We start from the raw sequence: 11973 nt of genomic DNA on the forward strand, positions 1-11973 counted from the left end.
AGCTCTAACGCTGCGAGAATCTAGACCCGGATGAGCCGCTCAACCGCCTGCTGTTCATCCGCTACGAAAAATATATCCTTCCCCTGGTTGCATTCATAGATGAAATCGCGCATACTGCGGCTGGTATAGCCACTGAAGTCCCCGACTATTGCAGCCTTCACCTGATAATTAATGAACTTCTGCAGAATCTCACCGGCCAGCCGAGTCTTGAGGTCGAAGAACTCCTCGCTCAGCAGCGCCTTATGGATCACGATCCGGTCGCAGTCCGTCTCATAGCGGACCGTTGCCATAAGATCCAGTGCGCTCTGGACATCCCCCACCACGGCTTCGTTGCCGCTCACTACAGCGATAATCGTGCCTCCAGCTTCTATAGTTGTTATGTTCATGGTTATAACCTCCTGATCGAATATGTTAAAATATGCGGATAGCTTATAACAGCAGCAACTGAATTGTACAGCAAAGGATGGATAATGATGAAGCTTAGTATGAATTGGATGACACTCAGAGTACGGAATCTGGAGGCTTCCCTTGATTTCTATCACAGAATTCTAGGGCTTCCGGTGGAGCGCAGATTCGAGAGCAGAGGGAAGCAGATCGTCATGCTGGGGATAGAGGGGCAGCCCAAGCTTGAGTTGATAGAAGGAAGTGACCCGCCAGTGAAGCCGGAGTGCGGAGTGTCTGTAGGGTTCGAGGTCAGGTCGCTGGACGAGGCTATGGCGGAGCTTAGCAAGGAAGGAATCCCGGTAGCCCGCGGCCCCATCGCGCCGAATCCCAGCCTGCGCTTCTTCTACATTCTGGACCCCGACGGCTTCGAGGTCCAGCTTGCGGAGCATATGTAGCGGCGTTCGGATGGGATAAAGTAACGTACGGACGTGGAGAAGCGGGTGTGTACTTAAAGTCGTGTCGTCATCATCCTTCTCCTCTGCTCTGATTATTGTTGGTTCACTGCATCGCGCACCCGCGCGAAGCCTTCCGTAAGCTCGCCTTTTGCCGCTTTCGCTTTCTTCTCCAGCTTCGCTGTGCTTCCCCAGACCAATTCGACAATATGACGGGCCTCGTACGGCTCAAGGGTTGCCAGAATCCCGGCGAGCGCGTGCAGATTGCTTGCTGTTTCAAATGCCGGTCCATGCTTGGTGAACTTGCCATCCTCGCAGGCGAGCAGACAAGCCGTTATCGTCGGCAGGCTGGCTTCATCAACACCGAACCGGTGGATAAAAGCCGCAGTGAAGGCCGCTTGCACCGATTGATGCTCACTGTCCACCACCTTCATATATTCCTGTACCAGCGGATAATAGCGCGGGTCCGTTAGCCCAAGGCCAAACACAGCATAGGTGCCGGGCATACAATTTTTCTCCCCCTCGGTATCCTCATACCACTCAAATTCGACCATCGCCAGCCTTGCGTATGCCTCAAGCTTGGGATGCAGTTCCTCGTATTGCAACGCGTTGGCAAAAAAACGGTGTGTTTGCGATTTGGCCAGACCGGGAACGTCCACTGCCTGCTTAACCGAAGATTTCAGCTTGATTTGGTAGCTGCGGAAGAATCCCAGCGTGTGCAGGTTCGAGATATAATCCAGCCCTTTGCCGTAGCTGTCCGCACACTCTTCTTTGATGCGAATGGTGATCGTGGAGAACACATCATGTGCCTGGCACTCAAGCTGCTGATCCTTATAGTGAATTGCATCGGCAGGGAGCGTGCCGCTGCCCTCCTTGATCACCCGCGCCGCCTTCGCATAACCCAGTTCCTGCAAACGAGCCAGCAAATCGAGTCCTCTCTGCCGGCTGTAGTTCGGTTCGTATTTGATGATCAAGATGGCCGTTTGCAGCACAAGTTCCAGATGCTCTTGATCGATCGACGCCTTATCCACATCCGCTTTAAGCGTATATTCCACCACTCCCCACTTTGGCTTGATCCGATGATAATAGGCCGGCAGAAATTCTTCCTCTACCCACACGGTAAAAGCGCGGATAAAGTTGCCGCGGTGCTCCTTCAGCTTGGCCGGATTGTCCCGATTGCGTTCTATCACCAGCTCATAGATGCGCAACACAAAAGCGGAATTAAGCTCCGGGAACAGCAGTGGATCAACCAGGTGCTGCGCCAAAAAGAAGCTTTCCAGCGGATCGGTTGGGTAAGCATGATTCTCCAGCTTAGCGATATACGTTTGGATGCGCTCCAGCAGCAGACCGCGTTTGCGCTCATTAATCGTATGCAGAACCGGAAGAATCCCAAAATCATCAAGCTCAAGGCTTACCTGAAGATGATAATCTATCAGAGGATTGTCCGCATAGCCTTGCAGTATTCCACCAATTCCCTCCGCCAGCAACGGAATCAACACTGTCTCGGCTTGCTGCCGGGTAATGGGCGGGTCCGGCGGATGGATGGGCCGTTCAAATTCCGGCGAGCCATAGTCGCTGATCCAGGTAGACAGCTTAAATTCCCCTTGCTCCACCTGCATATAAACCAAGTCATGGATGCCGGCCTGCAGCGAAGTGCGGTTAACCGCTTCCTGGATCGCTTTCCCCTTCTCCTCCTCACTCTCCTGCAGCCATTCCGCCACAGCAGCCATGATCTCCGCCGCTAATGTGTGAAGCTGATTCATTTCCGTCAATCCGTATCACCTCTTAAGGGTTATGTATGGTTTTGTACATTTTATCTATTACCCATCATCTTGGCTGCGACAAACGATATGAGGGAAATCAAGCCGTTTTTATATGAACATGCAATCAGTAATTTCGCGATTTTGAAAAAGTGACGCTAGGGGCTGGTTGGCTCTCGCTCCACAACCTGCTGAAGCAAGCAGGTGGAGGAACATAAAACGCAAAGGAGCGATCCACGAATAACGGAGAATCGCTCCTTTCTTACAATTTAAGCTTTTAAGATGGAGTACGGGATTTATTTCCACCCGTAGAGTATCTGCTTTTGCGACACCCCACATCCGCTCGCTTAGCCCGTGTTCGGGCGATTCAGGTGCACTTGTGTACCTCATCCGGGCCACCATACCTGCGCGCCACTTATCCAAAACAGCAAAAAAACGGCATTTCTGCCGTTTCTTAAGGGATGGACTCTCAGGGGCTCGAACCCTGGACAAATAGATTAAGAGTCTACTGCTCTACCAACTGAGCTAAGAGTCCGTATGGTGTCTATGTATGATTCTCTAGACGATAATCTCTAAGCTGACTGCGCCCGCTCAAAAGTACTTTCATAGTATACTTTTTTGAGCGGGCGCTGTCAACTGTTTTATTAAAACTTTCTCACTCCTGGCTATGAACAGCTGTCTACACGCGATTCTTCCGCATCATCAGCACATACACGGGGAGTCCGGCCAGCGTGATGCCAATCCCTATAAGCGAGCGCAGCGGATCACTGATGATCGTGCTGGCCAGAATATAGAGCCCCCCTGCTACGCCAAGAATCGGGGTGAACGGATAGAGCGGCACACGGTAGCGGCCCTGCTCGCGCGGCAGCTTCCTGCGCAGAAGGAATACGCCGAACACGCCCATGGTGAAGAAGATCCACAGCACAAACACCAGCAGATCCGTCAGCGTATTGAAGGTTCCCGAGAAGATGTAGACTACCGCCAGCACACTCTGAAAAACAAGCGCATTCGCCGGTGTCTGGAACTTCGGATGAATGCTGCTCAGCACCCGCGAGAACGGAAGCTGTCCCCGCTCCCCCATTGCCTGCGGCACCCGTGCTGCGGTCATGAGATAACCATTCAGCGCTCCCAGCACGGAGACGATAATGCCTGCCGTAATAAAGGCTCCGCCGCCGCTGCCGAACAGCGCTTCAGCCGTATCGGCTCCCGGAGTCTGGGACGACACAATCTGGTCATAGGGCAGCGCCTGAAACACCGCAATATTGAACAATACATATACGGCGATGACAAAAATAACACCGATCGAAATGACTTTCGGCAGCGTCCTGGCCGGGTCTTTGATCTCTCCCGCCATATTGGTCACGCTGATCCACCCATCATAGGCCCAGAGTGTGCCGAGCACCGCAGCCCCAAAGCCTGCACCCGCAGCCGCTATACCGATGCCGCCGAAGCCGGGAGCCAGATCTGAGAACAGCCCGACGCCCACAATGCCCGCTACCGGAATCAGCTTCCCGACCGTGGCCACCGTCTGAATGATCCCGCCGAACTTCGTCGCGATGACATTCATCAGCAGAATGAAGGCCAGAATGCCTACTGCAAGCAGCTTTTGCTGCCATGCATTCAGCGGCAGGAAGTAACCGGAATAGGTTGCAAAAGCAATAGCCAGCGCCGCCACAGAAGCAGGGTAGGAAATCACCGCCTGCACCCAGCCAAGCAGATATCCGAATACCCCGCCGTACAATTCACTTAAATAAGTATATAGACCTCCCGACTTCGGAATGGCGGCTGCAATCTCCGCCACGCTCAGCGCCGAAGCCAGGGTAATGATCCCTCCAACGCCCCAGGCAAGAATACTGAGCCACGGGCTGCCCGCATTGTCCAATACAATTCCGGGCTTCAAAAAAATCCCCGATCCGATAATCATCCCGACCACTAGGGCCAGGGCTTGCAGGAACGTAATACTTTTGGTTAACGGCTTTGTTGTCATGATGCGATTCATTGTCCTTCCGTTCTGTGAAATATTTATCATGCTTTTATTTCTCTATTTGTCCTGTTCACCCCTCTTTTTGAGCCGGAGAAATTGGTTATAAACCAAACTTCCCATTGTAACTAACACTATATGGAAGATATACTGAAGCCTGGGCGCATTTCCCTGGGCATAGCTGGTTCGCTCAGCGCCACTATCCTTCGAGGAGGCATATATCTTTATGCTGTACACTCCAGGCATTACCGACTGCTCACCGGCAGAGGTCCAATACGACGCTTCAAGAATCGATGTGCTGCATAACCACCTTCAACAGCTAATCGACGACCACAAGATTCAGGCTGCGGCGTACTGCGTATCCAGATACGGCAAGACGTTCATGCACGGCGCGATCGGTCCCCGTTCCTACCGTCAAGACCCTGCGGACCCGCTGCTGCCGACATCGGTTCATCAGATTGCTTCCATTACCAAAGCGGTTACCTCGGTGGCTATTGCCAAGCTCGTGGAGGACGGCATTCTCCGGTTTGACCTTCCCGTTGGTGCCTTTCTGGAACCGTTTAACGCAGATCCGTTCAATAAAATCGACATCTACAGCCTGCTGACTCATACCTCCGGCCTGTTCCCGGACTGCGCCAGCAGCATGATTCCTTATCATAAGTCCTACTGGCAGCTGATTGGCGAATATTTCGACAAGTACAATCCGGAGGACGGGGAGCTAGACTGGATCACAGCTGCACTGAGCTGCGGGATCAACAAACCGGTCGGTGAGGAATGGCAATACTGCTCCTTCGGCTTCTGTATTCTTGGTGAGATCATTAAGAAGGTTACAGGCATGTCCGCTGAACAGTACATAGAGGAGCAGATTCTGAAGCCGCTTGGTATGAATGATACCCGGTGGGAGCCGACTCCCGAATTGGCGAAGCGCTTCATTATTAGAAATGAACGCAAAGAAAAGCAGCTCCATGACCTGATCGCGGAGAACCCTGCTGAAATTCCGCCGGGTGAGAAGCTGTGGGACAACGTATCCAGTACAGGGGGAGGACTCTCCTCTACCCCGGCCGACCTTATCCGCTTCGCCAATATGCTGCTCGGCATGGGTACCTTGGACGGCACCCGCATTGTGGGCCGTAAAGCCGTTGAGAAGCTCACCACCCGCACGCTCTATGGCACGCCTGATTACTGCTGGGGCAACAATGTCAAAGACCGGAGCTATGGCATTGGGCTGGATATGCGGAGAGGCCCCGCATTTCTCTATTCCGAGGGCAGTTATTTTCATGAAGGTGCCGGCGCCTGCTGTATGGTAATCGATCCGGTGGAGCAGCTCACCGCGGTATGGTTCGTGCCCTTCACGGATGATAACTGGCATGCGGAAGCCCTGTTCAATGTAACCAATGTGATCTGGTCAGGACTGATGTAATGAACCGTCTCAGGCATAACTGGCTCATATGCCGGGCCGTTGCAGAGGTTACCTACAAGGAATGGAGTGCCTACCGCACCCATTCCTTGGTCTCTGTTATTGTCGGCCCGGTGTATTTCATGGTGCAATATTTCATCTGGACCGCAGTCTATGGCGGGCAGACTACGCTCGGCGGGCTTGATCTCCAGCAGATGATCCGCTATTTCGGGGCCACGGCGCTGATCGGGTATCTGATTATGGATTTCGCCGACTGGAACCTGTCGATGCTGGTCCGCACCGGCAAATTCCTGACCTTCCATCTGCGTCCGGTGGATCACCGTTCCTTCGCCTTGTTCCAGAAGCTGGGGCACCGGATGCTTGGCTTCTTGTTTGAGTTCCTGCCGTGTCTCCTGATCTTTATCTTCATCTTCGGGATCGATATGCGGCCGGCAAGCCTCCCGTGGACATTGGTGTCTGTGCTGCTTGCCTTTCTCATGAATTTCTATGTCAATTATACGATTGGCCTGACCTCCTTCTGGCTGGTGCAATCCGGCGGGATTCGCAGCGCCTTCCTGCTCGTGTCGGGTATTTTCTCGGGGGCGCTGATTCCGCTTGATTTCTTCCCGCACTGGCTTCAGGTCACTCAGCTGTTCCTGCCTTTTCAGTACATTGCTTATATGCCTGCCATGGTGTTCACCGGGCATTATTCACTTGGCGGTCTTGAGCTATCCCTTCCCGAAGCCGTAGGTATGCAGGCCGCTGCTGTGCTAGTGATGTTCGGCTGCAATGAGCTCGTCCGCCGCCGGGCCATGAAGCAGTTCACGGCGGTCGGCGCATGAATACCCGGAGGGAAAGGAACGGTCCTGTTATGAAAAAATATGTGGATGTATACAAGCAGTGCATGTACTCTGCTATCCAGACGGCTTCGGCCTACCGGATGAACTTCATCGTCAGCAGTCTGATTACACTCATCGGCAACATTCTGTTTCCGCTGGTGACGCTGTTAATCTACCGGGCGGGCACCAGCTTTCCCGGCTGGAGCTTATACGAGGTGCTGTTGATCCAGTCTATATTCACCATGTCCAGCGGTCTCTCCAGTCTCGTCTTCGGAGGATTGTTATGGACAACGATGTCGCATGTGCGGGAGGGGAGCTTCGAGGTCATTCTGCTGAGGCCGCTGAATCCGCTGTTCTACATTGTAGCCACTACCTTCTCTGTAGAGAGTGTCGGATTATTCCTTGGCGGGGCTGCATTATTCATCTTCTCCGCTATGCATATTGGCGCTATCTCCGCCCTCGCCTGGCTGCAATTCGCCGGAATGTTCCTGGCCGGGACGGCTGTACTCGCCGGATTATCGCTGATGATGGCGGCGATGTCCTTCAAATGGGTCGGTAATTCGCGGATTTCCGAGCTGGCGGACAGTGTGCTGCATGTCGGCAAATATCCGCTTCCGATCTTCCCGAAGGCGGTGCAGGCGGCAGCTACGCTGATCATTCCCGTGGGGATGGTCGGCTACCTCCCGGCCTCCGCACTGCTTGGCCGGGTACAGGCCGGTGATTTCATCGCTATTCTACCCTGCTTTGTCTTTCTCTGGGCAGGCATTTGGGTATACCGGCACATGATCAGATTATATGAGGGGGTTGGCGGCTGATGCCGGTGATTGATGTCAAGCATTTAACGAAGTCCTATACCACCTATAAGCGAGGCGCAGGCATGAAGCAGACCTTCACGAGCTTTTTCCGGCGTGAAGCCGTCTCTGTCCAGGCCGTGAACGATATCAGCTTCGCCATCGAGCAAGGCGAAATCTGCGGGATGCTGGGTCCGAACGGGGCAGGCAAATCCACTGCGATCAAAATGCTCTGCGGCGCCCTCTACCCGACCAGCGGGGAGATCGAAGTACTCGGTTATTCCCCGGCCCGGGACCGGAAGCATTATGTCCGCACCATCGGGGCCGTCTTCGGCCAGAAATCCCAGCTCATCTGGGATATCCCGCCCATCGACAGCTTCAAGATGAACAAAGCAATCTACGGTATCTCGGCCACGGATTTCAGCAACCGTCTGGACGAGCTGGCAACGCTGCTGGATATCGCTGGAGTGATGGAGAAGCCCACCCGGGTGCTGTCGCTTGGCGAACGCATGAAATGCGAATTCGTCATGGCGATGCTGCACCGGCCGGACATCCTGTTCCTGGATGAGCCGACCATCGGGCTGGATGTGATTGCCAAGCTCAAAATCCGTGAGTTCATCCGCCAGATGAACAAGCAGCAGAACATGACCTGTATTCTCACCACCCATGATCTGGAGGATGTAGAGGAGTTAGCCCACCGGGTGATTGTCATTAACCACGGCGAGAAGGTGTTTGATGACTCGCTGCAGCGGCTGAAGCTGTTCCTCGGAGAGAAGAAGCGCGTGAGCTTTACGTTTAACGAGTCTGTGCGGAACACCCTTTTCGACAACGACTGGACCAAGGTTATGGAACGCCCCTCCGACTTACAGATTACGCTTGAGGTAGACACCGCCCGGATCTCCATCAGCGATTTCCTGGAGAATATCTCCCGGAAGCATGCCTTCTCGGATATTTCCGTCAAGGAGCTGCCGATCCAGCAGGTGGTTATGAATATCTATGAGAATGCCAAAAGCAGCCTGAACCGTCACCCGTTGGAGTGACAGCTCAGGCTGCTTTTTTTGACAGATTAATATTAGCTCCGGCTTACTTCGCAGCAGCAAGCTCAGACGCAAGCTTCTCCGCCCCGTCAAAGATGGAATAGCTGTAGCCCCAGAACTGGTTGAAATCAATCTTATGGATCGCTTTGTTCTGGATCGCCTTCAGACTCTGCAGTGACGGATCGGCATAGAACGCCTGTATCGACTGGTCAGCATCAATACCGCCTGTGTACACCGAGATCAGCAGGACATCCGGGTTGGTCGCGATCAATTGCTCCTTGCTGATCTCACCGGTCACATCCGCGTAGCTGTTGGTCAGTCCAAGCAGTCCCAGCACATCTCCCGCAAAAGTATCCACGTTCCCGCTATAGACAGCGATCGCGCCGTTGCCCCCGTCAGAGACGTAAGCAAAGGTCTTCCCTCCTGCTGCTGCCCCTTCCTTCAGCTTCGCTGCACGCTCCTTCAGCTCTGCAATATATGCAGTAGCCTTCTCTTGCACATCAAAGATCTGGCCAAGCTGTTCAATATCCTTATACAGGCTGTCTAGCGTTGCCCCTTGCAGACTGGTGCTCTGCACGAAGGTCTTGATGCCCAGCTCATTGAGTCCGCCTACCGTCCCTACTCCCCAATCCGCATCTGCGAACAGGCCGCCGCGGCCCATCACCAGATCCGGGCCTCTGCCCACAACCAGCTCTTTGCTTGCATAATCCTGGGAGATGACTGGAATCTTCTTGAACTCTTCCTGAACCGCCGGATCGCCTGCACCGTAGAGAGCCGCAACCCCGACCATTTTGTCGGTAAGCCCCAGCTTAATCAGCAGCTCCGCCGCACCTTGGGTATTCGCTACTACCTTCTCGGGAGCCTTATCGAAGGTCTGCGCTTTAGCCGTCCATTCGGTGCCTTCCCCATTATTCGTATGGTTTTCTATCGTGAGCGGATATACAGTCTTCGCAGCCTGTGCAGTCTCCGCCGGTGCAGGACTGGCCGATGCAGGTGCAGCCGTTGCCGCCGCGTCCTTCTCATTGCCTGTAGCGGAAGAACAAGCCGCCAGCATAACCGCCATCACCAGAACCGCCAGCAGCGGTACATATCGTTTGAATATTTTCTTCATTCTCTTAAGTCCCCTTTTCTGTATGTATGTTATTGATCCTGCGGGTATGGCATTAAGCCCATAGCCTTGCAGGGGATACCTCCGTAGAATATAGAAAGTTGGACAGCATGTCAATGAGAATTATTATCATTGACAATCGTTCTCAGTGTGCCTTATATTAAAAAAGACCCTCCCGCTGCGTACTAGCGCTGCCTTGTATCTGGCACATTGTATTCGGTTTTTCACGTACATTCGGCCCAAACGCATGCTGCTGTGTGTTCTTATTCTTTCAATGAAGGAGCTTTATTACTGACATGCATACCGAAATAGCCGTACCCTCACAGCCTAAGCAATCTCTCATTCATTCCCGTTACGGCTTCATGGCTGTTATAGGCGTCCTGTTCATTATTACCCTGCTGTCTGCCGGAGCTGCGGTCTCCTTCGGCCAGGTGGACATTCCTGTCTCCCAATCCTACCGGATTCTGCTGCACCACATCACAGGCATCCAGATTGGAGATATGCAGGAGCTGACGAACGGTTCTTTCGTGGATATTATCTGGAAAATCCGCTTTCCGCGTGTCCTGATGGCGATGTTCATCGGCGCCGGACTTACGCTATGCGGGACGATCATGCAGGCGGCGGTACAGAATCCCCTGGCTGATCCATACATACTCGGTATTTCCTCCGGCGCTTCGCTGGGCGCAACCTTCGCCATCCTGATCGGCTTCGGCTCGATGGGGCTACTCGGCCAGTCGGGAGTCGCTTTCTGGGCTTTTGCAGGGGCGGTTGGCGCTTCTCTGCTGGTGCTCACACTTGCCAGTGCGGGCGGCAAAATGACCTCCGTCAAGCTGGTGCTCGCCGGGATGGTCATTAACGCTCTATGTACCGCTTTTGCCAACTTTATCGTCTATTTCGCCAACAATGCCGAAGGCATCAAGACGGTTACCTTCTGGACGATGGGCAGCCTGGCAGCCGCAAGCTGGGACAAGCTGCCGCTGATCTCGGTCACCGTCCTGCTCGCCGTTATCCTGTTCCTCTCGCAGTTCCGTGTGCTGAATACCATGCTGCTCGGAGATGAGGCGGCGGTTACGCTGGGCATTCATCTGGGTGCCTACCGCAGAGTCTACATGATTCTCACAGCGCTGATTACCGGCGTTATGGTAGCAAGCTGCGGGATGATCGGCTTCGTGGGACTGATTATCCCCCATCTGGTGCGGGGACTTGTAGGCTCGGACCACCGCAGGCTGCTGCCGGCGTCGATTCTGTTCGGGGCCATCTTCCTGATCTGGACGGATGTCATTGCCCGGACCATCGTTCCGAATGTGGAGCTGCCGATCGGGATCATTACCGCCCTGATTGGAGCGCCAATGTTCATGTACATGCTGATTAGAAAAGGCTACGCCTTCGGAGGGAAAAGCTGATGAATCTGAATGTTGAACGGCTAAGCGTCTCTTTCGGCGAGGCGAAGATTGTACAGGAGGTCTCTCTAAGGGTTCAAAATAAGCAATTCGTCGGCCTGATCGGCCCGAACGGCTGCGGCAAATCGACGCTGCTCAAAAGCATCTACAAGGTCATCAAGCCCCGTCAGGGAGAAGTCTTCCTCTCGGAGCTTAATGTGATCAAGGCCAGCCCGAAGCTTGTGGCCCGTAAGCTGGGCGTAGTCGGCCAGTTCAACGAGCTGAGCTTCGACTTCACCGTTCGTGAGATGGTGGCGATGGGCCGGACGCCCCACAAGGGGATGCTGGAAACCGACAGCCAGCAGGACGCTGACATTGTATCGGCTGCACTCCGCAAGGTTAATCTGGAGGGGCACACAGGCCGCAGCTATAACTCCTTATCCGGGGGCGAGAAGCAGCGTGTCATTCTGGCGCGTGTGCTGGCCCAGCAGCCGGAATTCATGATCCTGGACGAACCGACCAACCATCTGGATATCAAATACCAGCTGCAGATTCTGAATATCGTCCGAAAGCTGGATATCGGCATTCTCGCCGCCCTCCACGATCTCACCCTGGCCGCCGAATACTGCGACTATCTGTATGTGATGAAGGAAGGCCGGGTCGCGGCCAGCGGAGTCCCTGAGGATATTCTAACGAAGGAATTAATCCGCGAGGTCTTCGATGTGGAGTGCGAGACCTACCGCAATCCGGTCACCGGGGCGCTGGGCATTGCCTATCTGGAGACAAGGTAACTATCAGCTTAATGACACGTTACACTTAGGCAGACTAAGAAGCGGCGGCGCTTAC

11 protein-coding genes and 1 tRNA gene are annotated in these 11973 nt (G+C 54.0%); 7 read left to right on the forward strand and 5 right to left on the reverse strand.

All coding sequences use genetic code 11. From position 1 onward, the window contains the following. Nucleotides 1-20: 20 nt before the first annotated feature. Nucleotides 21-386 carry a DUF4180 domain-containing protein gene (locus NSS64_RS18220; RefSeq protein WP_341141049.1) on the reverse strand — a complete coding sequence of 122 codons (366 nt, stop codon included), beginning with the start codon at nt 384-386 and terminating at the stop codon, nt 21-23. 84 nt (nt 387-470) lie between these two features. Here NSS64_RS18220 and NSS64_RS18225 point away from each other — a divergent pair, with 84 nt between their 5' ends. Then, the gene (locus tag NSS64_RS18225; protein WP_341141050.1) at nt 471-839 is read left to right on the forward strand and encodes a VOC family protein; all 369 of its coding nucleotides are present in this window, start codon (nt 471-473) and stop codon (nt 837-839) included. A 92-nt stretch (nt 840-931) separates the two neighbouring features. Here NSS64_RS18225 and NSS64_RS18230 read toward each other — a convergent pair whose 3' ends face one another. The 3 genes from NSS64_RS18230 to NSS64_RS18240 all read right to left on the reverse strand — a co-directional run bounded on the left by NSS64_RS18230 (nt 932) and on the right by NSS64_RS18240 (nt 4583). Next, nucleotides 932-2599, reverse strand: a complete 1668-nt coding sequence (locus tag NSS64_RS18230) for a DUF6138 family protein (RefSeq protein ID WP_341142840.1) — start codon at nt 2597-2599, stop codon at nt 932-934. Nucleotides 2600-3058: 459 nt separating this feature from the next. Beyond that, nucleotides 3059-3131 (reverse strand) — tRNA-Lys (locus NSS64_RS18235). Nucleotides 3132-3275: 144 nt separating this feature from the next. Next, nucleotides 3276-4583 carry an APC family permease gene (locus NSS64_RS18240; RefSeq protein ID WP_341141051.1) on the reverse strand — a complete coding sequence of 436 codons (1308 nt, stop codon included), beginning with the start codon at nt 4581-4583 and terminating at the stop codon, nt 3276-3278. A 220-nt stretch (nt 4584-4803) separates the two neighbouring features. Here NSS64_RS18240 and NSS64_RS18245 point away from each other — a divergent pair, with 220 nt between their 5' ends. The 4 genes from NSS64_RS18245 to NSS64_RS18260 are packed head-to-tail and all read left to right on the forward strand — an operon-like array spanning nt 4804 to nt 8643. Further along, nucleotides 4804-5997, forward strand: a complete 1194-nt coding sequence (locus NSS64_RS18245) for a serine hydrolase domain-containing protein (RefSeq protein WP_341141052.1) — start codon at nt 4804-4806, stop codon at nt 5995-5997. After that, a complete protein-coding gene (locus NSS64_RS18250; RefSeq protein WP_340942157.1) occupies nt 5997-6815 on the forward strand; it encodes an ABC transporter permease in 819 nt (272 codons plus the stop codon). Before NSS64_RS18245 ends, NSS64_RS18250 begins: the two co-directional genes overlap by 1 nt. A gap of 29 nt (nt 6816-6844) precedes the next feature. After that, nucleotides 6845-7627: an ABC transporter permease gene (locus NSS64_RS18255; RefSeq protein WP_340992112.1), complete on the forward strand. Its 783-nt coding sequence runs from the start codon at nt 6845-6847 to the stop codon at nt 7625-7627. Next, on the forward strand, nt 7627-8643 hold the full coding sequence (locus NSS64_RS18260; protein WP_341141053.1) for an ABC transporter ATP-binding protein: 1017 nt from the start codon (nt 7627-7629) through the stop codon (nt 8641-8643). Before NSS64_RS18255 ends, NSS64_RS18260 begins: the two co-directional genes overlap by 1 nt. Before the next feature lie 43 nt (nt 8644-8686). Here the strand turns inward: NSS64_RS18260 and NSS64_RS18265 are convergent, their stop codons facing one another. After that, the gene (locus NSS64_RS18265) at nt 8687-9751 is read right to left on the reverse strand and encodes an ABC transporter substrate-binding protein (RefSeq protein WP_341141054.1); all 1065 of its coding nucleotides are present in this window, start codon (nt 9749-9751) and stop codon (nt 8687-8689) included. Nucleotides 9752-10044: 293 nt separating this feature from the next. On the opposite strand from NSS64_RS18265, the gene NSS64_RS18270 reads away from it, so the two are divergent. Beyond that, on the forward strand, nt 10045-11151 hold the full coding sequence (locus tag NSS64_RS18270) for a FecCD family ABC transporter permease (RefSeq protein WP_340942163.1): 1107 nt from the start codon (nt 10045-10047) through the stop codon (nt 11149-11151). Further along, on the forward strand, nt 11151-11918 hold the full coding sequence (locus NSS64_RS18275) for an ABC transporter ATP-binding protein (protein WP_341141055.1): 768 nt from the start codon (nt 11151-11153) through the stop codon (nt 11916-11918). Before NSS64_RS18270 ends, NSS64_RS18275 begins: the two co-directional genes overlap by 1 nt. Nucleotides 11919-11973 lie beyond the last annotated feature (55 nt).

The organism is Paenibacillus sp. FSL H8-0122 (genome assembly GCF_038005345.1).
Lineage (GTDB): Bacteria > Bacillota > Bacilli > Paenibacillales > Paenibacillaceae > Paenibacillus_AQ.

Coding starts and splice junctions, on each gene's coding strand:
- NSS64_RS18220 (WP_341141049.1), bottom strand. CDS start 386: ATGAACATAACAACTATAGAAGCTGGAGGCACGATTATCGCTGTAGTG.
- NSS64_RS18225 (WP_341141050.1), top strand. CDS start 471: ATGATGAAGCTTAGTATGAATTGGATGACACTCAGAGTACGGAATCTG.
- NSS64_RS18230 (WP_341142840.1), bottom strand. CDS start 2,599: ATGAATCAGCTTCACACATTAGCGGCGGAGATCATGGCTGCTGTGGCG.
- NSS64_RS18240 (WP_341141051.1), bottom strand. CDS start 4,583: ATGACAACAAAGCCGTTAACCAAAAGTATTACGTTCCTGCAAGCCCTG.
- NSS64_RS18245 (WP_341141052.1), top strand. CDS start 4,804: ATGCTGTACACTCCAGGCATTACCGACTGCTCACCGGCAGAGGTCCAA.
- NSS64_RS18250 (WP_340942157.1), top strand. CDS start 5,997: ATGAACCGTCTCAGGCATAACTGGCTCATATGCCGGGCCGTTGCAGAG.
- NSS64_RS18255 (WP_340992112.1), top strand. CDS start 6,845: ATGAAAAAATATGTGGATGTATACAAGCAGTGCATGTACTCTGCTATC.
- NSS64_RS18260 (WP_341141053.1), top strand. CDS start 7,627: ATGCCGGTGATTGATGTCAAGCATTTAACGAAGTCCTATACCACCTAT.
- NSS64_RS18265 (WP_341141054.1), bottom strand. CDS start 9,751: ATGAAGAAAATATTCAAACGATATGTACCGCTGCTGGCGGTTCTGGTG.
- NSS64_RS18270 (WP_340942163.1), top strand. CDS start 10,045: ATGCATACCGAAATAGCCGTACCCTCACAGCCTAAGCAATCTCTCATT.
- NSS64_RS18275 (WP_341141055.1), top strand. CDS start 11,151: ATGAATCTGAATGTTGAACGGCTAAGCGTCTCTTTCGGCGAGGCGAAG.